This is a genomic window from Streptomyces sp. NBC_00158 (assembly GCF_045160885.1).
Taxonomy (GTDB): domain Bacteria; phylum Actinomycetota; class Actinomycetes; order Streptomycetales; family Streptomycetaceae; genus Streptomyces.
Genome location: NZ_CP108161.1, coordinates 2,706,903 through 2,730,851, shown reverse-complemented (window position 1 = coordinate 2,730,851; position 23,949 = coordinate 2,706,903). Strand labels below are relative to the sequence as shown.

20 protein-coding genes are annotated in these 23,949 nt (G+C 72.0%); 11 read left to right on the top strand and 9 right to left on the bottom strand.

Features of this window, described 5'->3' with window-relative positions; all coding sequences use genetic code 11:
- The first annotated feature begins 710 nt into the window (after positions 1–710).
- Positions 711–1,223, top strand: a complete 513-nt coding sequence (locus tag OG553_RS12305; protein ID WP_405979034.1) for a GNAT family N-acetyltransferase — start codon at positions 711–713, stop codon at positions 1,221–1,223.
- Between the two features lie 830 nt (positions 1,224–2,053).
- On the opposite strand, the gene OG553_RS12300 is transcribed toward OG553_RS12305, so the two are convergent.
- The 3 genes from OG553_RS12300 to OG553_RS12290 all read right to left on the bottom strand — a co-directional run bounded on the left by OG553_RS12300 (position 2,054) and on the right by OG553_RS12290 (position 5,170).
- Positions 2,054–3,700: a phospho-sugar mutase gene (locus OG553_RS12300; RefSeq protein ID WP_405979033.1), complete on the bottom strand. Its 1,647-nt coding sequence runs from the start codon at positions 3,698–3,700 to the stop codon at positions 2,054–2,056.
- A gap of 99 nt (positions 3,701–3,799) precedes the next feature.
- A complete protein-coding gene (locus tag OG553_RS12295; protein ID WP_405979032.1) occupies positions 3,800–4,606 on the bottom strand; it encodes a purine-nucleoside phosphorylase in 807 nt (268 codons plus the stop codon).
- A gap of 126 nt (positions 4,607–4,732) precedes the next feature.
- On the bottom strand, positions 4,733–5,170 hold the full coding sequence (locus OG553_RS12290) for a gamma-glutamylcyclotransferase (protein ID WP_356845208.1): 438 nt from the start codon (positions 5,168–5,170) through the stop codon (positions 4,733–4,735).
- A 162-nt stretch (positions 5,171–5,332) separates the two neighbouring features.
- On the opposite strand from OG553_RS12290, the gene OG553_RS12285 reads away from it, so the two are divergent.
- A complete protein-coding gene (locus tag OG553_RS12285; RefSeq protein WP_405979031.1) occupies positions 5,333–6,772 on the top strand; it encodes an NAD(P)H-quinone dehydrogenase in 1,440 nt (479 codons plus the stop codon).
- A 235-nt stretch (positions 6,773–7,007) separates the two neighbouring features.
- The gene (locus OG553_RS12280) at positions 7,008–7,970 is read left to right on the top strand and encodes a DeoR/GlpR family DNA-binding transcription regulator (RefSeq protein WP_405983022.1); all 963 of its coding nucleotides are present in this window, start codon (positions 7,008–7,010) and stop codon (positions 7,968–7,970) included.
- Between the two features lie 329 nt (positions 7,971–8,299).
- Here OG553_RS12280 and OG553_RS12275 read toward each other — a convergent pair whose 3' ends face one another.
- Entirely contained in the window at positions 8,300–10,063 is a 1,764-nt protein-coding gene (locus OG553_RS12275; RefSeq protein ID WP_405979030.1) for an acetyl/propionyl/methylcrotonyl-CoA carboxylase subunit alpha, read from the bottom strand.
- A 389-nt stretch (positions 10,064–10,452) separates the two neighbouring features.
- Here OG553_RS12275 and OG553_RS12270 point away from each other — a divergent pair, with 389 nt between their 5' ends.
- Positions 10,453–10,893, top strand: coding sequence for a hypothetical protein (locus tag OG553_RS12270; RefSeq protein ID WP_405979029.1), 441 nt, complete (start codon positions 10,453–10,455; stop codon positions 10,891–10,893).
- Here OG553_RS12270 and OG553_RS12265 read toward each other — a convergent pair.
- The 4 genes from OG553_RS12265 to OG553_RS12250 form a co-directional block, all read right to left on the bottom strand.
- A complete protein-coding gene (locus tag OG553_RS12265; protein WP_007266093.1) occupies positions 10,874–11,482 on the bottom strand; it encodes a nucleoside triphosphate pyrophosphatase in 609 nt (202 codons plus the stop codon). The genes OG553_RS12270 and OG553_RS12265 overlap by 20 nt on opposite strands.
- A gap of 37 nt (positions 11,483–11,519) precedes the next feature.
- Positions 11,520–11,654 (bottom strand): morphogenic membrane protein MmpB, encoded by a 135-nt coding sequence (gene mmpB, locus OG553_RS12260; RefSeq protein ID WP_401254192.1) that lies wholly within the window; start codon positions 11,652–11,654, stop codon positions 11,520–11,522.
- 92 nt (positions 11,655–11,746) lie between these two features.
- The gene (locus OG553_RS12255; RefSeq protein WP_405983021.1) at positions 11,747–11,959 is read right to left on the bottom strand and encodes an acyl-CoA carboxylase epsilon subunit; all 213 of its coding nucleotides are present in this window, start codon (positions 11,957–11,959) and stop codon (positions 11,747–11,749) included.
- A gap of 21 nt (positions 11,960–11,980) precedes the next feature.
- On the bottom strand, positions 11,981–13,573 hold the full coding sequence (locus OG553_RS12250) for an acyl-CoA carboxylase subunit beta (protein ID WP_405979028.1): 1,593 nt from the start codon (positions 13,571–13,573) through the stop codon (positions 11,981–11,983).
- 131 nt (positions 13,574–13,704) lie between these two features.
- Between OG553_RS12250 and OG553_RS12245 the strand changes: the two genes are divergently transcribed.
- The 5 genes from OG553_RS12245 to hutH all read left to right on the top strand — a co-directional run bounded on the left by OG553_RS12245 (position 13,705) and on the right by hutH (position 21,533).
- Positions 13,705–14,571 (top strand): biotin--[acetyl-CoA-carboxylase] ligase, encoded by an 867-nt coding sequence (locus tag OG553_RS12245; protein WP_405979027.1) that lies wholly within the window; start codon positions 13,705–13,707, stop codon positions 14,569–14,571.
- Positions 14,572–14,741: 170 nt separating this feature from the next.
- Positions 14,742–15,950, top strand: coding sequence for an adenylate/guanylate cyclase domain-containing protein (locus OG553_RS12240; RefSeq protein ID WP_405979026.1), 1,209 nt, complete (start codon positions 14,742–14,744; stop codon positions 15,948–15,950).
- A gap of 26 nt (positions 15,951–15,976) precedes the next feature.
- Entirely contained in the window at positions 15,977–16,780 is an 804-nt protein-coding gene (locus OG553_RS12235) for an enoyl-CoA hydratase/isomerase family protein (RefSeq protein ID WP_405979025.1), read from the top strand.
- An 84-nt stretch (positions 16,781–16,864) separates the two neighbouring features.
- The gene (locus tag OG553_RS12230; RefSeq protein ID WP_405979024.1) at positions 16,865–17,983 is read left to right on the top strand and encodes a GGDEF domain-containing protein; all 1,119 of its coding nucleotides are present in this window, start codon (positions 16,865–16,867) and stop codon (positions 17,981–17,983) included.
- A 2,008-nt stretch (positions 17,984–19,991) separates the two neighbouring features.
- Positions 19,992–21,533 (top strand): histidine ammonia-lyase, encoded by a 1,542-nt coding sequence (gene hutH, locus OG553_RS12225; RefSeq protein ID WP_405983020.1) that lies wholly within the window; start codon positions 19,992–19,994, stop codon positions 21,531–21,533.
- Between the two features lie 63 nt (positions 21,534–21,596).
- Here hutH and OG553_RS12220 read toward each other — a convergent pair whose 3' ends face one another.
- Positions 21,597–21,977 carry an LPXTG cell wall anchor domain-containing protein gene (locus OG553_RS12220; RefSeq protein WP_405979023.1) on the bottom strand — a complete coding sequence of 127 codons (381 nt, stop codon included), beginning with the start codon at positions 21,975–21,977 and terminating at the stop codon, positions 21,597–21,599.
- Between the two features lie 164 nt (positions 21,978–22,141).
- Here OG553_RS12220 and OG553_RS12215 point away from each other — a divergent pair, with 164 nt between their 5' ends.
- Together OG553_RS12215 and OG553_RS12210 are read left to right on the top strand one after the other, a co-directional pair.
- The gene (locus OG553_RS12215; RefSeq protein ID WP_405979022.1) at positions 22,142–22,426 is read left to right on the top strand and encodes a hypothetical protein; all 285 of its coding nucleotides are present in this window, start codon (positions 22,142–22,144) and stop codon (positions 22,424–22,426) included.
- A gap of 159 nt (positions 22,427–22,585) precedes the next feature.
- On the top strand, positions 22,586–23,830 hold the full coding sequence (locus OG553_RS12210; protein WP_405979021.1) for an Ig-like domain-containing protein: 1,245 nt from the start codon (positions 22,586–22,588) through the stop codon (positions 23,828–23,830).
- The last annotated feature ends 119 nt before the right edge of the window (positions 23,831–23,949 follow it).

The window sequence follows — 23,949 nt, the reverse complement described above, 5'->3', positions numbered from 1 at the left end:
CCGGCCTGTCAAGGGCGCTCCTTCGTCGCGTCGCTACGCGATGTCGCTTCGCTCCACCCTTGACAGACCGACCCGCCACGGAAAGCCGAAAGACTGCCGGGAAACCCCCAAAGAAACGGCACGGTCCAGAGGAGAAGGGACGGGTGTCGCAGCGATGAGGCGAGGGGCCGGGCGCCGGCCGACCGGGCATCCGAGCCCTCAGATGTCGAGATTCCGGGCCGGGTGCGCGGCTACCGGCACCAAAAGGCGACCAGAGCAGCCCGGGAAGCCCCCAAGCGCACCAGATCGCTACGCGCTCCTCCCGTCTCTGCGTCCGACGACCGCCCGGGGCTGATACCCGCACCAAAGGACGAAGAGAGCAGCGGGGAGCCGATGGGCGCACCAGATCGCTACGCGCTCCTCCTTTCGCGGCGTCTGCGGCCCGTCTTGGGCTGATACCTGCACCAGAGGACGACCATGGCGGCCCGGCATGCGCACGGGCGCGTCAGATCGCTACGCGCTCCTCTTTTCTCGGCGTCCGGCGGTCGTCTTGGGTGTCATTCCTGGTCCAAGGGTCTCGATCGCTTTCACCGCCAAGGATCGGGCGTGTGCGCCATACGCGGCCATGGCGCGTAGTTGTTCGGAGACCCCCGCCCGCCCGGCGGTCTGACGATCCGACGAGGATGAATCGCCCCGTTGGCCGTGTACATGTAGCGGGTAGCGTTCTGATCATGGTTGAGCTGCAACTGCTTCGTCCGGACCATGCTTCCGCGCTGCTCGCCTTTGAGCAGGAGAACCGGGCCTACTTCGCAGCGTCCGTCCCTGACCGAGGTGACGAGTACTTCGCCCGGTTCGACGATCGGCAGCGTGATCTGCTCGCGGAGCAGGAGGCCGGGGTCTGCCGCTTCCATGTATTGGTGGGCCCTGCGGGCGAGGTGTTGGGGCGGGTCAACCTGGTCGACGTGGCAGACGGCGGGGCCGAACTCGGCTACCGGATCGCGGAGCGGGCCACGGGTCGGGGGATGGCCACCGAGGCCGTGCGGGAAGTGTGCCGTCTCGCTGCCGAGGACTACGGATTGACCACCCTGCGGGCCGCCACCACGCTCGGCAACAAGGCGTCCCGCACCGTGCTGGCCCGCACGGGATTCATCGTCACCGACGAGACGCAGCTCGCCGGCAGCCCCGGCCTGACCTACCTCCGCAGCCTCGAATCCCGCTCCCAACTGCACGTCGACCACATGTGACACCGTCCGAGGTCCCCACCCATCGTCCGTCCTGCGATGCGGATATCAGCCCCGGACGGCCGTGGGACGCCGAGAAAAGAGGAGCGCGTAGCGATCTGACGCGCCCGTGCGCATGCCGGGCCGCCATGGTCGTCCTCTGGTGCAGGTATCAGCCCAAGACGGGCCGCAGACGCCGCGAAAGGAGGAGCGCGTAGCGATCTGGTGCGCCCATCGGCTCCCCGCTGCTCTCTTCGTCCTTTGGTGCGGGTATCAGCCCCGGGCGGTCGTCGGACGCAGAGACGGGAGGAGCGCGTAGCGATCTGGTGCGCTTGGGGGCTTCCCGGGCTGCTCTGGTCGCCTTTTGGCGCGGGTAGCCGCGCGCCCGGCCCGGAATCTCGACGTCTGAGGGCTCGGATGCCCGGTCGGCCGGCGCCCGGCCCCTCGCCTCATCGCTGCGACACCCGTCCCTTCTCCTCTGGACCGTGCCGTTTCTTTGGGGGTTTCCCGGCAGTCTTTCGGCTTTCCGTGGCGGGTCGGTCTGTCAAGGGTGGAGCGAAGCGACATCGCGTAGCGACGCGACGAAGGGAGCGCCCTTGACAGGCCGGCCCGACGCGGAAGGACGATGGGACTGACGGGAAGCCCCCAACCTGCTCCGAGACCGCCCGAGGGGACCCCGCCCACCCGGCCACCGCCCCGCACCCGGCCACCGCCCCGCACCCAGCCCCGCCCCCACCCCCTCGATGGGGAGATGGCCGGCCCGCACCGCAGGCCGCGTACCCCCCCCCGTACGCCGACGGCCCCCTCCGCCCGGGGCGGAGGGGGCCGTCGTTGCGTGGTGCGGGCCGGGAGGGTCAGAGGCCCATGGCTGCGCCGAGGTCCTTCTTGATGCCGTCCAGGATCTCCTGGCCGCGGGTGCGGGCGCTGGCCAGGTCGGAGGCCTCCGCCACCGGGACCACCACCTCCAGGTAGCACTTGAGCTTGGGCTCCGTGCCGGAGGGGCGGCAGATGACGCGGGCCTTGTAGTCGCCGTCCAGGTAGTAGCGCAGGCCGTCCGTGGGCGGGAGCTTCTCGGTGCCCCGGGACAGGTCCTCCGCCGAGACCACCCGCAGGCCCGCCAGGGAGGCCGGGGGTTCGGCGCGCAGCTGCGCCATGGCGTTGGCGATGACCGACAGGTCCGAGACGCGGACCGACAGCTGGTCGGTGTGGTGCAGGCCGTGGGCCATCGCCAGGTCGTCCAGCAGGTCGGTCAGGGTGCGGCCCTGTTCCTTCAGCACCGAGGCGAGCTCGGCGACCAGCAGGGCGGCGGTGATGCCGTCCTTGTCGCGGACGCCCTCGGGGTCCACGCAGTAGCCGAGGGCTTCCTCGTAGCCGTAGCGCAGGCCGTCGACGCGGGCGATCCACTTGAAGCCCGTCAGGGTCTCCTCGTAGCCGACGCCGGCCGCCTCCGCGATCCGGCCGAGGAGGGAGGACGAGACGATGGACTCGGCGAAGACGCCCTGGGCGCCCTTGTGGACCAGGTGGGCCGCGAGCAGCGCGCCGACCTCGTCGCCGCGCAGCATGCGCCAGCCGCCGTTGTCCGGGACGGCCACCGCGCAGCGGTCGGCGTCCGGGTCGTTGGCGATGACGATGTCCGGCTGGACCTCGGCGGCCTTCGCGAAGGCCAGGTCCATGGCGCCCGGCTCCTCCGGGTTCGGGAACGCGACCGTCGGGAAGGCCGGGTCGGGCTCGGCCTGCTCGGCGACGAGCACCGGCTCGGGGAAGCCGTGGCGGGCGAAGGCGGCCAGGACGACGTCCTTGCCGACGCCGTGCATGGCCGTGTAGACGGTCCGCACGCCCCGGGGGGACCCGGGGGTGAGGACGGCGTCCGTGCGGGTCAGGTAGGCCTCCAGGACCTCCTCGTCGAGCTGCAGCCAGCCGTCGGCGGGCTGCGGTACGTCGGCGAGGGCGCCGACGGCCGCGATCTGCGCCGCGATCTCGGTGTCCGCGGGGGACACGATCTGCGAGCCGTCGCCGAGGTAGACCTTGTAGCCGTTGTCCCGGGGAGGGTTGTGGCTGGCGGTCACCTCGACGCCGGCGACGGCGCCGAGGTGCCTTATGGCGTACGCGAGGACGGGCGTCGGCAGCGGCCGGGGCAGGAGGGCCGCCCGCAGTCCGGCGCCGGTCATCACGGCGGCGGTGTCGCGGGCGAAGTCCGCGGACTTGTAGCGCGCGTCGTAGCCGACGACGACGAGGCCGCCGTCGTGGCCCTGGGCCTTCAGGTAGGCCGCGAGGCCCGCCGCGGCGCGGATGACCACGGAACGGTTCATCCGCATCGGGCCGGCGCCGATCTCGCCGCGCAGTCCGGCTGTGCCGAACTGGAGCGTGCCGGAGAAGCGGTCCGCGAGCTCGGCCGTGTCGCCGGCGTCGATCAGGGCCGCGAGCTCCGCCGCCGTCTCCGGGTCCGGGTCCTCGGCCTGCCAGGCGCGGGCCCGGGTGAGGAGGTCGTCCTGTTCCTGCACTGCTTCCGCCTTACCTCTCGTACGTCGTGCGTCGTCGATGTCGGCCGGCCGGCCGTTCGATCGATAGACCGATCGAACGTCGGGTGCCGACCGGTTCGATCAGATGCGGTCGAGGACCTGCGTCAGCAGCGTGCCCATGCGGGCGGCGGAGTCGCGGCCGGCCTGGAGGACCTCTTCGTGGTTCAGCGGCTCGCCGGACAGGCCCGCGGCCAGGTTGGTGACGAGGGAGATGCCGAGCACCTCGGCGCCGGCCTCGCGGGCGGCGATGGCTTCGAGCACGGTGGACATGCCGACCAGGTCGGCGCCCATGACGCGGATCATGTTGATCTCGGCCGGGGTCTCGTAGTGCGGGCCGGGGAACTGGACGTAGACGCCCTCTTCGAGGGTCTCGTCGATCTCCTTGCACATGGCGCGCAGGCGCGGCGAGTACAGGTCGGTGAGGTCGACGAAGTTCGCGCCGACGATCGGCGAGGTGGCCGTCAGGTTGAGGTGGTCGCTGATCAGGACCGGCTGGCCGGGCTTCATGCCCTCGCGGAGACCGCCGCAGCCGTTGGTGAGGACGACGGTCTTGCAGCCGGCGGCGACGGCGGTGCGCACGCCGTGGGCGACGGCGGCGACGCCGCGGCCCTCGTAGTAGTGGGTCCGGCCGAGGAAGACCAGGGCGCGCTTGTCGCCGATCTTGTACGAGCGGACCTTGCCGCCGTGGCCCTGGACGGCGGCGGGGGGGAAGCCGGGCAGCTCGGTGACGAGGAACTCGGACTCGGGGGCGCCGAGCGCCTCTGCGGCGGGGGCCCAGCCGGAGCCCATGACGAGGGCGACATCGTGGGATTCGACGCCGGTGAGCTCGCGGAGGCGGGCGGCGGCGGCGTCGGCGGCGGCGAAGGGGTCGGTAACAGATGCGTTCACGCAGACGAGCGTAGCCGCTTATCGCCTACGCGCGTAGATGGCGCAGCTCACGGTGTTCGGATCGTTGCCTTGTCGTTTCCGCCGAATCGTCCCCCTCCGCCCGTGCGGGCGGGCACCCCATGGGCCTCAGCAGGGGCGCTTGCGGAGTTCCATGACGTAGTCGTGGGGCGCGCCGGCCGACTCGGCGGCGTCGGCGATCTCGCCCAGGTAGCGCGCCGAGGGCAGGCCGCCCTCGTAGCCGTTGAGGACGTAGCACCAGGCCGCCTCCTCGCCGTCCAGGGTGTGGACGCGGATCCGCATGCGGCGGTAGATGTCGAGGCCGACACCCTCCCAGCGGTCCATCGAGTCCTCGTCCAGCGGGGCGATGTCGTACAGCGCGACGAAGACCTGGTGGCGGGGGGCCTCCACGACGGTGGCGAGGGCACCCTCCCAGCCCATCTGCTCGCCGCCGAAGGTCAGCCGCCAGTCGTTGATCCAGCCCGTGCCGCGCAGCGGCGAATGGGGAGCGCGGCGCGTCATCAGCCGCGGGTCGAGGTTGCCGGCGTACGCGGCGTAGAGCGACATGAGGTCGAGGGTACGGGAGGCGCGCCCCGGCCCGCGTGTCCGGATGGTGCGAGCACCTTGATGCGTGCGGGACAATGGGGCACGGAATGCATCCCCCGGGGAGAACCCCCGGAACACCGGCCGGGGCGGCAGCCGGCCGGGTAGACGTGAGGCGGACTTTTCGTGACCCGGATCGTGATCATCGGCGGTGGACCCGGCGGGTATGAGGCAGCCCTGGTGGGGGCCCAGCTCGGCGCGGAGGTGACCGTCGTCGACTGCGACGGTCTGGGCGGGGCGTCGGTGCTGACCGACTGCGTGCCCTCGAAGACCCTCATCGCGACCGCAGAGGTCATGACGACCTTCGACTCGTCGTACGAGGAGCTGGGGATCGTCGTCGCGGACGACACCCCGCACATCGAGCAGGCCGCGCGCGTCGTCGGCGTGGACCTCGGCAAGGTGAACCGGCGCGTGAAGCGCCTCGCCCTGGCGCAGTCCCACGACATCACCGCGTCCGTGACCCGGGCCGGCGCCCGCGTCATGCGCGGCCGCGGCAAGCTCGGCGGCCCGCAGGGCATCGACGGCACTCGCGACGTCATCGTCACCGCCGCCGACGGCACGGAGACGATCCTCACCGCCGACGCCGTGCTGATCGCCACGGGCGGCACCCCCCGCGAGATCCCGGACGCGATGCCCGACGGGGAGCGGATCCTGAACTGGACCCAGGTCTACGACCTGGAGGAGCTCCCCGAGGAGCTGATCGTGGTCGGCTCCGGTGTGACCGGTGCCGAGTTCGCCGGCGCGTACCAGGCGCTGGGCTCCCGGGTGACGCTGGTGTCCTCGCGCGACCGCGTGCTGCCGGGCGAGGACCCGGACGCGGCCGCCGTCCTGGAGGACGTCTTCCGCCGCCGCGGCATGAACGTCATCGGCCGTTCGCGCGCCGAGTCCGCCAAGCGGGTCGGCGACCGGGTCGAGGTCACCCTCTCCGACGGCCGCGTGATCACGGGCACCCACTGCCTGATGGCGGTCGGCGCGATCCCGAACACCAAGAACATGAACCTGGAGGAGTCCGGGGTCCGGCTCAAGGAGTCCGGGCACATCTGGACCGACAAGGTGTCGCGCACGTCCTCGCCGGGCGTGTACGCCGCCGGTGACGTGACGGGCGTGTTCGCGCTCGCGTCCGTCGCCGCCATGCAGGGCCGCATCGCGATGTACCACTTCCTCGGTGACGCGGTGGCCCCGCTGAACCTGAAGACGGTCTCCTCGAACGTCTTCACCGACCCCGAGATCGCCACCGTCGGTTACACCCAGGCCGACGTGGACGCCGGCAAGATCGACGCCCGCGTGGTGAAGCTGCCGCTGCTGCGCAACCCGCGCGCGAAGATGCAGGGCATCCGGGACGGGTTCGTGAAGCTGTTCTGCCGCCCGGGCACCGGGATCGTGGTGGGCGGCGTCGTCGTCTCGCCCCGCGCGAGCGAGCTGATCCACCCGATCTCGATCGCGGTCGACAACAACCTGACCGTCGAGCAGATCGCAAACGCGTTCACCGTGTACCCCTCGCTGTCCGGTTCGATCGCCGAAGTGGCCCGCCAGTTGCACACCCGCAAGGCGGGCGGCGAGGCGTAGCGAGCCCCGCCCCGAGGCTCAACCGCCCCTTCCCGTACGCGGGTTGGGGCGGAAGCCTAGGTGGGGCGGGGGAGCGTGGTGGCGCGGACCGGCAGCGGGCCCGCGGCGTATACCACTCGCCGGGCCGTCGTATGGACAACTTCGGTATTCCGGCGCAAAGAGCTGAAAGCAGACGGTCGTTGGGGTTACTGTCAGTTTCGTGTTCGCTGCTGAACGTCGCCAATTGATCCTCGAAATGGTGCGGGCCAACGGTGCGGTATCGCTCCGTGAGCTCGCCCGCGTCGTCCAGACCTCCGAAGTGACCGTACGGCGGGACGTGCGGGCACTGGAGGCAGAAGGACTCCTCGACCGCCGACACGGCGGTGCGGTATTGCCGGGCGGTTTCACGCGGGAGTCCGGCTTTCCGCAAAAGTCCCATCTCGCGACGGCGGAGAAGACCGCCATCGCCGATGTCGCGGCCGGCCTCGTCGAAGAAGGCGAGGCCGTCGTCGTCGGCGCGGGTACCACGACCCAGGAGCTGGCCCGCCGGCTCGCGCGGGTGCCCGGCCTGACCGTCGTCACCAATTCGCTGCTCGTCGCCCAGGCGCTGGCGCACGCCAACCGGGTGGAGGTGGTGATGACCGGCGGCACGCTGCGCGGCTCGAACTACGCCCTCGTGGGCAGCGGCGCCGAACAGTCCCTCCAGGGGCTGCGGGTCTCCCGGGCCTTCCTGTCCGGCAGCGGCCTGACCGCCGAGCGCGGGCTCTCCACCTCCAACATGCTCTCCGCGAGCGTGGACCGGGCGCTGGTGCAGGCGGCGGCGGAGGTCGTCGTACTGGCCGACCACACGAAGCTCGGCACGGACACCATGTTCCAGACCGTGCCGACCGACGTGATGACGCGGCTGGTGACGGACGAGCCCCCGCAGCACGACGAGCGGGCCGCGACGGAGCTCCAGGCGCTGGCAGACCAGGGTGTGCAGATCACCGTGGCCGGGTCGGCGCCGGTGGCCGGGGGCGGGGCGGGCGGCGGTGCCGGTGCCGGTGGCGGGGCCGGGGGGCACGGTGAGGGCATGCCGGGGCGCAGGGCGCGGCGGGAGTCCCCGCTGCCGGTGCAGCGGCGGGGCGGGCCGACGGCGCAGCTGCGGAGCGCGCCCGCGTCTCTGCTGGAGCAGCAGGCGGGGGAGCGGGCGCGGGTCGCGGACATGCGGCGTCGCTAGCCGCTCGGTGGTGGCCGCCCTGCGGGGCTGTCCCCTACCCGCCCTTCGCCCGTTCCCCGGGGCGTTGCCCCGGACCCCCTGGGGCCCCGCCCCCAGACCCTCCCCCAGCTACCGCTGGGGGGACCCCCAGCGCCTCAAACGCCGGCGGGGCTATCCATAGCCCCGCCGGCGTTTGAGGCGTACGGGGTCAGGGGCGGAGCCCCTGGGAACGGTGGAAGGGCGGGTAGGGGACTTGCCCCGCAGGGGAACCGGGGCGCGGTACGGCCGGAAGTGCGAAGGCCCCCGCCCCGGGATACCCGGGGCGGGGGCCTTCGTCACGTGCGGGGGCGTCAGTCCTTGATCTCGCAGATCGTGGCGCCCGACGTGAGGGAGGCTCCGACCTCGGCGGTGAGGCCGACGATGGTGCCGGAGCGGTGCGCGTTCAGCGGCTGCTCCATCTTCATGGCCTCCAGGACGACGACCAGGTCGCCCTCGTTGACCTGCTGGCCCTCCTCGACCGCGACCTTGACGATCGTGCCCTGCATCGGCGACGCGAGGGTGTCGCCGGAGGCGGCCGGGCCGGACTTCTTGGCGGCGCGGCGCTTCGGCTTGGCACCGCCCGCGGCGGCGGTGCGGGCCAGGGTCATGCCCAGCGAGGACGGGAGGGAGACCTCCAGGCGCTTGCCGCCGACCTCGACGACGACCGTCTCGCGGCCGGGCTCGTCCTCGGTCTCCTCGGCCGCCGGAGCGGCGAAGGGCTTGATCTCGTTGACGAACTCCGTCTCGATCCAGCGGGTGTGGACCTTGAACGGGGTGCCGTCGGTCGGGGCGAAGGCCGGGTCGGAGACGACCGCGCGGTGGAAGGGGATGGCGGTGGCCATGCCCTCCACGTTGAACTCCGCCAGGGCGCGCGCGGCGCGCTGGAGGGCCTGCTCGCGGGTGGCGCCGGTGACGATCAGCTTGGCGAGCAGCGAGTCCCAGGCGGGGCCGATGACCGAGCCGGTCTCCACGCCCGCGTCCAGGCGGACGCCGGGGCCGGTCGGCGGGGCGAAGAGGGTGACGGTGCCGGGGGCGGGCAGGAAGCCCCGGCCCGGGTCCTCGCCGTTGATGCGGAACTCGAAGGAGTGGCCGCGCAGCTCCGGGTCGCCGTAGCCGAGCTCCTCGCCGTCGGCGATGCGGAACATCTCGCGCACCAGGTCGATGCCGGCGACCTCCTCGGTCACCGGGTGCTCGACCTGGAGGCGGGTGTTGACCTCGAGGAAGGAGATGGTGCCGTCGGTGCCGACGAGGAACTCGACGGTGCCCGCGCCGACGTAGCCGGCCTCCTTGAGGATGGCCTTGGACGCGGCGTACAGCTCGGCGTTCTGGGCTTCCGTCAGGAAGGGGGCCGGGGCCTCCTCCACCAGCTTCTGGTGGCGGCGCTGGAGCGAGCAGTCACGGGTCGAGACGACGACCACGTTGCCGTGCGAGTCGGCGAGGCACTGGGTCTCGACGTGGCGCGGCTTGTCGAGGTAGCGCTCGACGAAGCACTCGCCGCGGCCGAAGGCGGCCACGGCCTCGCGCACGGCGGACTCGTACAGCTCCGGCACCTCTTCGAGGGTGCGGGCGACCTTGAGGCCGCGGCCGCCGCCGCCGAAGGCCGCCTTGATGGCGATGGGCAGGCCGTGCTCCCGGGCGAACTCGACGACCTCGTCGGCCCCGGAGACGGGGTCGGGGGTGCCCGCGACGAGCGGGGCGCCGGCGCGCTGGGCGATGTGGCGGGCGGCCACCTTGTCGCCGAGGTCGCGGATGGCCTGCGGCGGCGGGCCGATCCAGGTCAGGCCGGCGTCGAGCACGGCCTGGGCGAATTCGGCGTTCTCGGAGAGGAAGCCGTATCCGGGGTGGATGGCGTCCGCACCGGCGTCCGCGGCGGCCTGCAGGACCTTCGCGATGTCGAGGTAGCTGGATGCCGGGGTGTCACCGCCCAACGCGAAAGCTTCGTCTGCCGCGCGGACGTGCAGGGCGTCCCGGTCCGGATCGGCGTAGACGGCTACGCTCGCGATCCCGGCATCCCGGCAGGCCCGAGCAACGCGGACAGCGATTTCGCCACGGTTGGCGATGAGCACCTTGCGCACGATGGCTCCCTCCTTGAAACAAGCTGAGTTTAGGGACTGCCGACACGGCCTTACGACCCTTCCCCGGTGGTGACCTTGCCCACACGGAGCGTTATTCGAGTGCCCCTTGAGTGTGAAATCCCGTGTGTCGCCCCAGGTCAGGGAGATCCCCGACTGCACAGTAACCCCGTTGGGAGGGGAAGGTCTCTGTTCGGCGGGTCAGCGGCCCCCGTCGATTCTTTGTGGAGTCCCTACGAACGGCCTATGCATTCTTTGAGTGAGAGCCGTCACTGTCGCCCGCGCGGCGCTTTCCCGTAACGAAGCCGGTCCGGACTCTTGTCCGAAGGTTTACTCGTTAGTAGCCTCCCTGGCGTCGAACACGCTTGTGGCGTGGGAGGGATGGGGGCGTCGTGCTGCGCAGACTCGTGGCGGGGCTGGCCGCGATCGCGCTCGTCGCGGAGGCCGCCGTGCTCGTGCTCGTCCATGTGGTGCTGGGCCGGGCGACCGAGGCCCAGTCGATGTCCATCGCGGGCATGGATCCGGATGTCATGTCCACGGCAACCTATGCGATGGGTGCCGGGATGGGCGCCTTCCTCCTGCTGTGCGCCGTCCTGGCCGCCGTCGCCGCCCTGCGCGACCGCCCGCCGGGCCGGCCCGCGCGCGTCGTGCTCGTCGCCGCCGCCGTCACCCACGGGGTGCTCGGCGCCCTCGCCGTGGGACTCGTCGGCTGGGGCGCCTTCGCGGCGACGATGGTGATCCTGTGCCTGCTCGTGCTGACCCTGATGCTCCACGCCGGGCCGGCCGGGCCGTCTGGGCCTTCCCGTAAGGGGCTCAGGCCCACAAGTCCGTGATGGACACGTCCAGTTCGCCCAGCAGCGAGCGCAGCAGCGGCAGCGACAGCCCGATGACGTTGCCCGGGTCCCCGTCGATCCCGTCGATGAAGGGCGCCGACAGGCCGTCCAGGGTGAACGCCCCGGCCACGTGCAGCGGCTCGCCGCTGGCCACGTACGCGGCCACCTCCGCGTCCGTCGGCTCGCCGAAGCGGACCGTCGTGGAGGCCGTCGCCGAGACCTGACGGCCGGTGGCCGTGTCGATCACGCAGTGGCCCGTGCGCAGCACCCCGGCCCGGCCGCGCATCGACTTCCAGCGGGCCGTGGCGTCGGCCGCGTCGGCCGGCTTGCCGAGCGCCTCGCCGTCCAGCTCCAGCACCGAGTCGCAGCCGATCACCAGGGCGCCCGCGGCCTCCTCCAGGCCCGCCACCACGCCCGCCTTGGCCTCGGCCAGGGCCAGCGCCAGGCCGGCCGGTTCGTCGTGGTCCAGGGTGTCCTCGTCGAAGCCGCTGACGATCACGTGCGGGGCGAGCCCGGCCTGCCGCAGCAGGTTCAGCCGGGCGGGCGAGGCGGAGGCGAGGACGAGCGTGCGTACGGTCATGGGGGCCATCGTAGGGCGGCCCCCGGGGCCGCCGCCGGGCCGTGTCCTAGAACGGGGGCACGCCGAGGACGTACACCGCGACCACCATCGCCAGTACGAGGACCACGAGCATCCGCCGGAGCATCGCCTGGGCGTCGCGCATGTCCTTCGGGGGCTCGTCCTTCGGGTCTGACCAGAGCATGCTCCGATCCTGGCCCCCGGTGCGCCGGTGGCGCCTGAGTACGGGTACTCAGGCGCCACCGTCCGTTCGCGCCATCTTCCGGAACCCGGGACTCAGCCCCGTCCGGGCCAGTACGTACGGCCCCACGCGCGGGGCCCGGGCAGCATCTGGCGCCGCCGGGCCACCCGGCTCGGCGAGGCCCACTCGTCCGGGATCCGGGGCGCGCCCGACGGGGCCGAGGCCAGCGCCGCCGCGCGCGCTTGGACCACCGCCAGTGCGGCGGCCAGCTCCTCGGGGGTCGGGTTGCCCTTGACGACCTTGATCACCACAGAGTCCTCCTGGAGGGCCTAGAGGGGGATGTTGCCGTGCTTCTTCGGGGGCAGCGACTCCCGCTTCGTACGCAGCTGCCGCAGCCCCTTCACCACGTGGGCGCGGGTCTCGGACGGCATGGTCACCGCGTCGATGTATCCGCGCTCGGCGGCCGTGTACGGGTTCAGCAGGGTGTCCTCGTACTCGGTGATGAGCCGTGCCCGGGTCTCCTCCACCTCCTCCGGAGCGGCCTCCGCGATGGTGCGCCGGTGCAGGATGTTCACCGCGCCCTGCGCGCCCATGACGGCGATCTGGGCGGTCGGCCAGGCCAGGTTCAGGTCCGCGCCGAGGTGCTTGGAGCCCATGACGTCGTAGGCGCCGCCGAAGGCCTTGCGCGTGATGACGGTGATGAGGGGGACGGTGGCCTCGGCGTACGCGTAGATCAGCTTCGCGCCGCGCCGGATGATTCCGTTGTACTCCTGGTCGGTGCCGGGCAGGAAGCCCGGGACGTCCACGAACGTCAGCACCGGGATGTTGAAGGCGTCGCACGTGCGGACGAACCGCGCGGCCTTCTCGGAGGCGTTGATGTCCAGGCAGCCGGCGAACTGCATCGGCTGGTTGGCGACGACGCCCACCGGGTGCCCCTCGACCCGGCCGAAGCCGGTGAGGATGTTCGGCGCGAACAGGGACTGGGTCTCCAGGAACTCCGCGTCGTCCAGCACGTGCTCAATCACAGTGTGCATGTCGTACGGCTGGTTCGCACTGTCCGGGATCAGGACGTCGAGTTCCAGGTCGGTGTCGGAGACCTCGGTGTCCGCCTCCTCGGGGAAGGCGGGCGGCTCGGAGAGGTTGTTCGACGGCAGGTACGCCAGCAGTGACTTGACGTACTCGATCGCGTCCTTCTCGTCACCGGCCATGTGGTGGGCCACGCCGGACGTGCTGTTGTGCGTGCGCGCCCCGCCCAGCTCCTCGAAGCCGACGTCCTCGCCGGTGACCGTCTTGATGACGTCCGGGCCGGTGATGAACATGTGCGAGGTCTGGTCGACCATGACCGTGAAGTCCGTGATGGCCGGGGAGTACACGGCGCCGCCGGCACAGGGCCCCACGACCAGGCTGATCTGCGGGATCACGCCCGACGCGTGGACGTTGCGGCGGAAGATCTCGCCGTACATGCCCAGCGCGCTGACGCCCTCCTGGATGCGGGCGCCGCCGGAGTCGTTGATGCCGACGACCGGGCAGCCGGTCTTCAGGGCGAAGTCCATCACCTTGATGATCTTCTGGCCGTAGACCTCGCCGAGGGCCCCGCCGAAGACGGTGAAGTCCTGCGAGAACACGGCCACCGGGCGGCCGTCCACGGTGCCGTAGCCGGTGACCACGCCGTCGCCGTAGGGGCGGGTCTTCTCCAGGCCGAAGTTGGTCGAACGGTGCCGGGCGAACTCGTCCAGCTCTACGAAGGACCCCTCGTCCAGCAGCAACGCCACGCGCTCACGTGCCGTCAGCTTGCCCTTGGCGTGCTGCTTCTCGACGGCGCGCTCGGAACCGGCGTGCGTGGCTTCGTCGACGCGGCGCCGCAGGTCCGCGAGCTTGCCCGCGGTCGTGTGCATGTCGATCGGCTCTGAGGGTTGGGACATCGGGGTCGCGGCTCCCTGTGTGGTGTCAACTGCCTGGTCAATTGATTGACTGCTGCTGGCTACTGGTGCGTAGCGTATCGGCGGGCATGGCGCTCGGCAGTGCGGCGTTTGACACACCTACATTGGGTTGCATGACTCCACAAGATGCTCCAGCCGGAGCGGGCCAGGGCCGCTGGTCGAGCCTGGACCGCCCGCCCCTGAACGCCTCCGCGCTCTCCAAGGCGCTCGTCACGCCGGACGGTCTGTGGACCTCCCTGGAGGTCGTCGCCGCCACCGGGTCCACCAACACCGATCTCGCGGCCCGGGCCGCGGAACTGCCCGAGGGTGCCGTGCTGGTCGCCGAGGAGCAGACGGCCGGGCGCGGGCGGCTGGACCGCAGCTGGGTCGCGCCGGCCCGGTCGGGGCTGTTCTTCTCCGTGCTGTTCAAGCCGGGGGCGGGCGTACCGCAGGAGCGGTGGGGGTGGCTGCCGCTGCTGGCCGGGGTGGCCACGGCGGCCGGGCTGTCGCGGGGCGCGGGCGTGGACACCGCGCTCAAGTGGCCGAACGACCTGCTGGTCAGCGTGGACGGGGAGGAGCGCAAGGCCGGCGGCATCCTCGCCGAGCGGGTCGAGGACGGGGTGGTCCTCGGGATCGGCCTCAACGTCACCCTCACGGAGGACGAGCTCCCCGTACCGGCCGCCGGGTCGCTGGCCCTGGCCAAGGCGGCGGTGACCGACCGGGAGCCGCTGCTCAAGGCCGTGCTGCGGTCGTTGGAGGAGTGGTACGGGCGCTGGTGCGACGCGGCCGGCGACCCGGCCGACAGCGGGCTCCAGGAGGCGTACGCGGCCGGCTGCGCGACGCTGGGCCGCCACGTGCGCGCGGACCTGCCCGGAGGGCGCGAGCTCACCGGAACGGCCGAAGCGCTGGACGCGGACGGGCGGCTGGTGATCCGTACGGCCGACGACGCCCGTGAGGCGGTGGGTGCGGGGGACGTGGTGCACCTGAGGTCGGTGAGGTAGTACCGGAGGTCCGGGGGGCCCGCCCCCGGACCTCCGCGGCGCTTTCCGCACTTCGGGGCCGGAACTGGGGGAGTGAGCTACGGCACACCTGCCGTATGGTTTAGGCGATCCCGGTCCTCCCGGTGATCACCCGGTTCGGCAGCGCGCACGGAATGGACAGGAGGCGGCCCTTGACCGTCGACGACCCTACGTCCAGCGCGTCCGCGTCCGGCTCCGGTTCCCCGTCCGGCTCCTCGCCCGGGTCCGGGTCCGGTTCCGGGTCGGGTTCCGGGAACCCGGGCACCCCGATCGGGCGGGACCAGCACACGCCCTTCCACGAGGTCGACCACGCGGCCCAGCCGACGGCCGACCCGCTCGCCATCCGCCTGGAGCAGCTGATCCTGGGCGCCGAACGGCGGTACACCCCGTTCCAGGCGGCCCGGAGCGCGGGCGTCTCGATGGAGCTGGCCTCACGGTTCTGGCGGGCCATGGGCTTCGCCGACATCGGCCAGGCCAAGGCCCTGACGGAGGCCGACGTACTGGCCCTGCGGCGCCTGGCCGGCCTGGTCGAGGCGGGACTGCTGAGCGAGCCCATGGCGGTACAGGTGGCCCGGTCCACCGGGCAGACCACCGCCCGGCTGGCCGAATGGCAGATCGATTCCTTCCTCGAAGGCCTGACGGAGCCGCCCGAGCCGGGCATGACCCGCACCGAGGTCACGTACCCGCTCGTCGAACTGCTGCTGCCCGAGCTGGAGGAGTTCCTCGTCTACGTGTGGCGGCGCCAGCTCGCGGCCGCGACCGGCCGCGTCGTACAGGTCGCGGACGACGAGGAGATGGTCGACCGGCGCCTCGCCGTGGGCTTCGCGGACCTGGTCGGCTTCACCCGGCTGACGCGCCGGCTGGAGGAGGAGGAGCTCGGCGAGCTGGTCGAGGCCTTCGAGACGACGGCGGCCGACCTGGTCGCCGCGCACGGCGGCCGGCTGATCAAGACCCTCGGCGACGAGGTCCTGTACTGCGCCGACGACGCGGCGACGGCCGCCGAGATCGCGCTGCGGCTGATCGAGACCATGGAGGCCGACCCGCAGATGCCCGAACTGCGCGTCGGCATCGCCTTCGGGACGGTGACGACCCGCATGGGCGACGTCTTCGGCACGACGGTGAACCTCGCGAGCCGGCTGACCTCCATAGCCCCGAAGGACGCGGTGCTGGTCGACGGGGCGATGGCCGAGGAGCTGAGCCGGACCGGCGCCGCGCCGAAGTCCGAGAAGGACGCCGAGAACGAGGAGGGCGGCGGCACGTACCGCTTCGCGCTCCAGCCGATGTGGCAGCGGCCGGTCCGCGGCCTGGGAGTCGTCGAGCCCTGGTCGCTGACGCGGAGGACACCTAAGATCCCGGGGTAACGATCGTTAACCGGGAGGGTGGCAGCATGTCTGAGCAGCGCTTCGGAGAGTTCGTGGCGGTGCGGCGGCACGGCGGCGGCGACGTGGTCGCCGAGCTCGTGCTGGACCGGCCGAAGGCGATGAACGCCGTCTCCACGGAGATGGCGCGCTCGGTCTCCGCCGCGTGCGACGCGCTCGCCGCGGACCCCGGCGTACGGGTCGTCGTACTCACCTCCACCCACGAGCGGGCCTTCTGCGTCGGCGCCGACCTCAAGGAGCGCAACTCCTTCTCGGACGCCGAGCTCGTCCGGCAGCGGCCCACCACCCGCGGGGCGTACGGGGGCGTGCTGGAACTGCCCATGCCGACGGTCGCGGCGGTGCACGGCTTCGCGCTCGGCGGTGGCTTCGAGCTGGCCCTGGCCTGCGACGTGATCGTGGCCGACGAGACGGCCGTGGTCGGGCTCCCCGAGGTGTCGGTGGGCGTGATCCCGGGCGGCGGCGGTACGCAGCTCCTGCCGCGCCGCGTCGGCGCGGCGCGGGCGGCCGAGCTCATCTTCACCGCCCGCCGGGTGGAGGCGGCCGAAGCCCTGTCCCTGGGCCTGGTCGACGAGGTCGCCCCGGCGGGCGGGGACCGCGCACGGGCCCTGGAACTGGCGCTGACGATGGCGGCGAACTCTCCGGTCGGGCTGCGCGCCGCCAAGCGGGCGCTGCGGCTGGGGCACGGCATGGACCTGGCGGCGGGGCTGGAGATCGAGGACGCGGCCTGGCGGACGGTGGCCTTCTCCGGGGACCGGGCCGAGGGCGTGGCGGCCTTCAACGAGAAGCGCAAGCCGAACTGGCCGGGGGAGTAGGGCGGCGCGTCCCGGGGTGACTTCCGGTCACCCCAAGTTGGTCTTACCGTCACTAAATCGGATAAAACTCCCTAATCTGGGGTGATGGGAGTTGACGGGCGGCTACGGGCCGTCGTGGCACTCGCGCAGGCGATGGCGGCGGCCTGCGCGCCGCGGGACAGCGTCCGGGCGGCCGCGCGGGGTGCCCGGCTGGCGATGGACGGCTCGTTCGCCGCGATCTCGGCCTGGGAGCGCGAGCGGGGACGGCTGCGGGTCCTGGTGAACGAGGGCGAGCGGCGGGCCGGGGAGGAGGAGTTCCCCGAGGACGAGTCCTACCCCGTGCACGACTTCCCCGAGATCACCGAGTTCCTGCACGAACGCTGGGTGGGCGGCGGCGGCCCGCACGCCTGGGTCGAGAGCGCCGTCGGCGACCGCCCCGGGCGGCGCGGGGACGCGCTGCGCCGGCGCGGACGCGGGACGTGCGTGGTCGCGCCGATCGTGCTCAGCGGGCGGGCCTGGGGCGAGCTGTACGTGGCCCGGGACGAGGGGCTACCGGACTTCGACGAGGACGACGCGGAGTTCGCGGCGGTGCTGGCGGCGGTGGTCGCGGCCGGGCTCGCGCAGAACGAGCGCCTGGAGGAGGCCCGCCGCCTCGCCTTCACGGACCCGCTGACCGGCCTGGCCAACCGGCGGGCCGTGGACATGAGGCTGGACGAGGCGCTGGAGGAGCACCGGCGCGGCGGGGTGGTGGTCAGCCTCGTGGTGTGCGACCTGAACGGCCTCAAGCGGGTCAACGACACCCTCGGGCACGCGACGGGCGACCGGCTGCTGGAACGGTTCGGCTCGGTGCTGAGCCTGTGCGGGGCGATGCTCCCGGGGGCGCTGGTCGCACGACTGGGCGGGGACGAGTTCTGCCTGGTCAGCGCGGGACCGTCGGCGGACGAGGTGGTCCGGGTCACGAGGGAGGTCTGCGCACGGGCCGCGGAGCTGGAACTGGGCGAGGGGGTGGCGTGCGGGGTCGCCTCCACGGGCGACCCGATCGGGCCGGTGAAGTCCTCCCGGCGGCTGTTCCGGCTGGCGGACGCGGCGCAGTACAAGGCGAAGGCGGCCCGCTCGGCGGAGCCGGTGGTGGCGGGCCGCGACACGGCGGTGGTCCGCCTGGCCGACGCCGCGGCCGCCCGCGAGGGCCGCGGCGAGCGGCGGCGGTTCCGGGGGCGGCAGTAGGGGCTCGGCTCGTGGCTCGGGCGCGCTATCTCCCCGTCGAGGGGTCGGGGGCGGGTCGGCGGCTGCCCACCCGCCTCCCCGGGTGCGGGTGAGTGGGTACGTCGGGTCGTGGCGGGCGGTTTTTGACGGCGCGGCCGGATCGGGGCGGGGCGGCGTCGGCCCCGGCCGTGCCGGGGTGCGCAGTGTGCGCGGTCGCGGGGCGCGGGGGCTCGAAGGGGCGCCGGGCGGTGGCGGCTTCGGATGCGGGGCGGTGGGGTGGGGAGCGGTGCACCCTGGGACGGCCTCAGAGCAGCCTTGGGGGTTTCCCGTCAGTCCCATCGTCCTTCCGTGTCGGGCCGGCCTGTCAAGGGCGCTCCCTTCGGTCGCGTCGCTTCGCGATGGCCTTCGGCCACCCTTGACAGGCCGTCCCGCCCCGGAAAGCCGAAAGACTGCCGGGAAACCCCCAAAAGAACGGTCACGGGGCAGGAGAGGGACAGCGGCTCCGTCAGCGTTGAGGCGAGGGGCCGGGCGCCGGTCGGCCGGGCATCCGACCCCTCAGAAGTCCTGATTCCGAGCCAGGGTGCGCCTACCTGCACGAGAGATCGGTCAGCGCGCCTCCCGGAGCCCCGGCGCGTCAGATCGCTACGCGCTGACCAGGTTTGGGCGTCCGGCGGCCGTCTGGGGCTGATACCCGCACCAGAAGACGAACAGGACAGCCCAGGGTGCCGGTGGGCGCGACAGATCGCTACGCGCTCCTCCCGTCTCGGCGACCGGCCGCCGCCTGGGGCTGGCACCCGCACCAGAAGACGAGCAGAGCGACCAAGGCGGTCAGTGGGCGCGGCAGATCGCTACGCGCTGCCCATTGCTTGGCGGCCGGCGGTCGTCTTGGGCCGGTCATGGGCCGGAAAGAAGGCTCATGCGCCCTCTTTGTCCGTCTCTTGGGGCTGCGGTGAGGTCGGGAGGGGCGCGTGAGGGTCTCTGTCGGAGTTTGCGGTTGAAGGAGATGTCCGCAGGGTCCGACGGGCGGTCAAAGACGCTGTGGGAGGGCTGATTCGCGCCTCGAAGGTGGCCTTCCGGCCCGTTCCCCGCCCGCACCAGCCCCAGACGGCTGCAGGACGCCGATATCCGGGCAGCACGTAGCGATCTCCCGCGCCTGCCGTACCCGATGGGGTCCAGCGCACCATCCGGTGCCGGTATCAGCCCCAGACGGCGGCCAGTCGCCGAAATTCGGGCAGCGCGTAGCGATCTGCTGCGCCCACCGGCTCCCCGGCTGCTCTGTTCGTCTTTTGGTGCCGGTATCAGCCACAGGAGGTCGCCGGACGCCGAGACGAGAGGAGCGCGTAGCGATCTGCTGCGCCCGGACGCCTCCCGGGCCGCTCTGTCCGTCCTTTGGTGCAGGTATCAACCCAGGACGACCGCCGGACGCCGAGATTTGAGGAGCGCGTAGCGATCTGGTGCGCCTGTGGGCTCCGCAGTCGCTCGGGTCGCCTTTTGGTGCGGGTAGTCGCGCCCCTGGCCCGGAACCGGGACTTCTGAGGGCTCGGATGCCCAGCGGGCCGGGCCCCGGCCCCTCGCCTCAGCACCGAGGGGCTGTCCCTCTCCTCCTGCCCCGTGACCGTTCTTTTGGGGGTTTCCCGGCAGTTCTTCGGCTTTCCGTGGCGGGTCGGTCTGTCAAGGGTGGAGCGAAGCGACATCGCGTAGCGACGCGACCGAAGGGAGCGCCCTTGACGGGCCGGCCCGACGCGGAAGGACGATGGGACTGACGGAAAACCCCCAAACCGGCTGTGAGACCGCCCGAGGGTGCACCGCCCCCCACCCCACCGCCCCGCACCCAGGGAGGCGGGTGGGCAGCCACCGACCCGCCCCCACCCCCTCGAGGGGGAGATGGCCCGCCCGCACCGGGAGCCTCGCAGCCCCCGCCCCCGAACACGCGGCCCCGCCGGACCCCGCCCCGCGGGGCGGGGGGAAATCGGTCGGAAATGGAGGGGTGACATGAAGGGATTCAGTCCGTAGGGTGCTGAATATGGATATGCACACTGTCGTGGTGGGGACGTCCGGGACCACCGCCGAGGACGTCATCGCCGTCGCCCGCGGCAACGCGCGGGTCGAGCTGTCCGCCGAGGCGCTGGAAGCGCTCGGCCGCGCTCGCGAGATCGTCGACGCGCTCGCCGCCAAGCCCGAGCCCGTCTACGGGGTCTCCACCGGCTTCGGGGCGCTCGCCTCCCGGCACATCAGCCCCGAGCTGCGCGCGCAGCTCCAGCGCAACATCGTCCGTTCGCACGCCGCCGGCATGGGCCCGCGCGTCGAGCGGGAGGTCGTCCGCGCCCTGATGTTCCTGCGTCTGAAGACGGTGGCCTCCGGGCACACCGGCGTGCGGCCCTCGGTCGCGCAGACCATGGCCGACCTGCTCAACGCCGGGATCACCCCCGTCGTCCACGAGTACGGCTCCCTCGGCTGCTCGGGCGACCTCGCGCCGCTCTCCCACTGCGCCCTGGCGCTGATGGGCGAGGGTGACGCCGAGGGTCCCGACGGCACCGTCCGCCCCGCCGGCGAGCTGCTCGCCGAGCACGGCATCGAGCCCGTCGAGCTGCGCGAGAAGGAGGGCCTCGCCCTCCTCAACGGCACCGACGGCATGCTCGGCATGCTCGTCATGGCCCTCGCCGACCTCGACACGCTGTACAAGTCCGCCGACATCACCGCCGCGCTGACCCTGGAGGCGCTGCTCGGCACCGAGAAGGTGCTGGCGCCCGAGCTGCACGCCATCCGCCCGCACCCCGGCCAGGGCGCCTCCGCCGCCAACATGGCCGCCGTGCTGAAGGGTTCCGGGCTCACCGGGCACTTCCAGGAGGAGTCCGCGCCGCGCGTGCAGGACGCGTACTCCGTGCGCTGCGCCCCGCAGGTGGCCGGCGCGGGCCGCGACACCATGGCGCACGCCGCCCTCGTCGCCTCCCGCGAGCTGGCCGCGGCCGTCGACAACCCGGTCGTGCTGCCCGACGGACGCGTGGAGTCCAACGGCAACTTCCACGGCGCGCCCGTGGCGTACGTGCTGGACTTCCTGGCCATCGCCGCCGCGGACCTCGGCTCCATCGCCGAGCGCCGCACCGACCGCCTCCTCGACAAGAACCGCAGCCACGGCCTGCCGCCGTTCCTCGCGGACGACGCGGGTGTCGACTCCGGTCTGATGATCGCCCAGTACACGCAGGCCGCCCTGGTCAGCGAGATGAAGCGGCTGGCCGTCCCGGCGTCCGCCGACTCGATCCCCTCCTCGGCCATGCAGGAGGACCACGTCTCCATGGGCTGGTCGGCGGCGCGCAAGCTGCGTACCGCCATCGACAACCTGACGCGGATCGTCGCCATCGAGCTGTACGCGGCCACCCGCGCCATCGAGCTGCGGCACGGGCTGACCCCGGCGCCGGCCAGCCAGGCCGCCATCGCGGCGACGCGTGCGGCGGGTGTCGAGGGCCCCGGCCCGGACCGCTTCCTCGCGCCGGACCTGGCCGCCGCCGACGCCTTCGTGCGCGCGGGCGGGCTCGTCGCGGCCGTGGAGCCGGTGACGGGTCCCCTCGCCTGACCCGCGGCGGTAGAGAACGGCGGAAGGGCCGCACCCCGAGGGGGTGCGGCCCTTCCGCCGTTTCTAGAGGCTGCGGGAGCGGCGTACGGAGAAGGCGACGAAGCCCGCGCCGAGGCCGAGGCAGACGGTGCCGCCCAGGACGTAGGGGGTGGTGTCGATGCTGCCGGTGTCGGCGAGCGAGAGGACGGTGATGCCGGCGGGCCGTTCGTCGGAGACGCCGGCGATGGTCCCGGTTCCGTTACCGGTCCCCGTGCCGGCAACGGAAGCGGCGCCCTCGTCGTCCGCACCGGTGTCCGAGACGGTTCCGGTGTTGGCGGCGGCGGGCGCGCCCGGGGTGCCCGCGGACAGGCCCGGGGCGGTGGCGTTCGCCGACGGGACGAACCAGAGGGCGGCGAGGAGGGTGGTCGCCCCGAGGGCGGTGAGCAGAGGTCGACGTGCGGACACGGTGCGATCCCCCTTGCGGAAGCAGCGAATTGGCCGTGTGCGCAGATGCTAGTGAAAGGGGCGGGTCGCGGGAAAGTCGAGGCTGTCGCGGGCTTACTCTCCGTCGTATGAACCCTTCTGATGAATCACGATACGTACGGCTTCGGGTTGATTTGGTGCTGGAGGTGTCGGACTCCGACGCCCTCATCGGCGCGGCCCTCGCGCACATCAAGGCCGACGAGTTCATGCCGGACGAGGAGCGCGCGCACGCGGAGTCGGCGGTCAGGGAGGACGAATCGGAGGCGCTGGCCTACCTCGTCGACCCCACTGACCTGGTCGCGGAGCTGACCGGAGTCGAGCTGGCACAGGCCTCTTGGAGCAGCGAACCGGTCGAATACGACCCCGAGTCCCTGGAGTGGGACCTCGACGGGGAAGATGGTGCTTTCGAAGAAGGGGCCGACAACGCCTGACCGTGGGGTTGCACACATTCGAACGGGATGTGGAACCGAACCGCGTCGTTAACGCGTTGTCAGGACGAGCAGGGGGCGACGCCCCCTGCCCGGCCCGATCCCGGGATCGCAGCCCGGGGTTTCACGGCAACGATGGAGTGACGTGTGAGGACGTACAGCATGCGGCGGAGAAGGTCCCTGGTGGCCGTGTCCGCCGTGCTCGGTGGCGTACTGATGCTTTCGGCCTGCAATGACGGGGGCGGCGAAAAGTCTCAGGGCAGCTCGGACGCGGGCAAGTCGCAGGCGGAGGTCGACGCGGCGGCGGCAAAGGACGCCTCGAAGGCCCGAATAGCCATCACGCCCAAGGACGGCTCCACCAACGTCCCGCTGAACGACGGGACGAACGTCGCCGTCAGCGACGGCACGCTCACGAAGGTCGAGCTGAAGAGCTCCGACGGCACGGCCGTCACGGGCAAGATCGCCGCCGACGGCAAGAGCTGGAAGCCGGACGCCGCGCTGAAGCGCTCCACCAAGTACGCCCTCGCGGCGACCGCGAAGGACGAGGCCGGGCGCGAGGCGCACGAGAACGCCTCCTTCACCACCCTCTCCCCGGAGAACAGCTTCGTCGGCTCCTTCGTGCCGGAGGAGGGCGAGACGGTCGGCGTGGGCATGCCGGTCTCGATCACCTTCAACAAGCCGATCAAGGACCAGAAGGCCGTCCAGGCGGCCATCAGCGTCACCTCCAGCAGCGGCCAGGAGGTCGTCGGCCACTGGTTCGGCAACCAGCGCCTGGACTTCCGCCCGGAGCAGTACTGGCAGGCGAACTCCACCGTCACCCTGAAGCTCGCCCTCCAGGGCGTCCAGGGCGCGCCCGGCATCGTCGGCGCGCAGAACAAGACCGTCACCTTCAAGGTCGGCCGGAGCCAGGTCTCCACCGTCGACGTGAAGGCGAAGACGATGACGGTCACGCGTGACGGACAGGTCCTCAAGACCATCCCGATCTCCGCCGGTTCTCCCGAGAACCCCACGTACAACGGCCAGATGGTGATCTCCGAGAAGTTCAAGGAGACCCGGATGGACGGCTCGACCGTGGGCTTCAAGAACAGCGAGGGCAAGGGCGAGTACGACATCAAGGACGTCCCGCACGCGATGCGGCTGTCCACGTCGGGCACGTTCATCCACGGCAACTACTGGGGCGCCGACTCGATCTTCGGCAAGGTCAACACCAGCCACGGCTGTGTCGGTCTGAACGACGCCCAGGGCGCCAACGACCCGAACCAGCCGGGTGCCTGGTTCTTCGACAACTCGCTCATCGGCGACGTCGTCACCGTGGTGAACTCCCCGGACAAGACCATCAAGCCGGACAACGGCCTCAACGGCTGGAACATGCCGTGGGCCGAGTGGAAGGCCGGTCCGTCGGCCTGACGCCACGGCAGCGGTACGGACGGAAGGCGGGGAGCCCGGAAGGGCTCCCCGCCTTCCGGCGTTCGCGGAGGTCCTCCGTGAACCGGGCTGAAAAGAGAGCCCGGTTCAGGGCCGCAGCG

Bases quoted from the DNA above. Each gene is read 5' to 3' on its own strand.
- OG553_RS12305 (WP_405979034.1), top strand. From the start codon at position 711: ATGGTTGAGCTGCAACTGCTTCGTCCGGACCATGCTTCCGCGCTGCTC.
- OG553_RS12290 (WP_356845208.1), bottom strand. From the start codon at position 5,170: ATGTCGCTCTACGCCGCGTACGCCGGCAACCTCGACCCGCGGCTGATG.
- OG553_RS12280 (WP_405983022.1), top strand. From the start codon at position 7,008: ATGGTGCGGGCCAACGGTGCGGTATCGCTCCGTGAGCTCGCCCGCGTC.
- OG553_RS12265 (WP_007266093.1), bottom strand. From the start codon at position 11,482: ATGGCCCCCATGACCGTACGCACGCTCGTCCTCGCCTCCGCCTCGCCC.
- mmpB (WP_401254192.1), bottom strand. From the start codon at position 11,654: ATGCTCTGGTCAGACCCGAAGGACGAGCCCCCGAAGGACATGCGCGAC.
- OG553_RS12250 (WP_405979028.1), bottom strand. From the start codon at position 13,573: ATGTCCCAACCCTCAGAGCCGATCGACATGCACACGACCGCGGGCAAG.
- OG553_RS12245 (WP_405979027.1), top strand. From the start codon at position 13,705: ATGACTCCACAAGATGCTCCAGCCGGAGCGGGCCAGGGCCGCTGGTCG.
- OG553_RS12235 (WP_405979025.1), top strand. From the start codon at position 15,977: ATGTCTGAGCAGCGCTTCGGAGAGTTCGTGGCGGTGCGGCGGCACGGC.
- OG553_RS12230 (WP_405979024.1), top strand. From the start codon at position 16,865: ATGGGAGTTGACGGGCGGCTACGGGCCGTCGTGGCACTCGCGCAGGCG.
- hutH (WP_405983020.1), top strand. From the start codon at position 19,992: ATGCACACTGTCGTGGTGGGGACGTCCGGGACCACCGCCGAGGACGTC.
- OG553_RS12210 (WP_405979021.1), top strand. From the start codon at position 22,586: ATGCGGCGGAGAAGGTCCCTGGTGGCCGTGTCCGCCGTGCTCGGTGGC.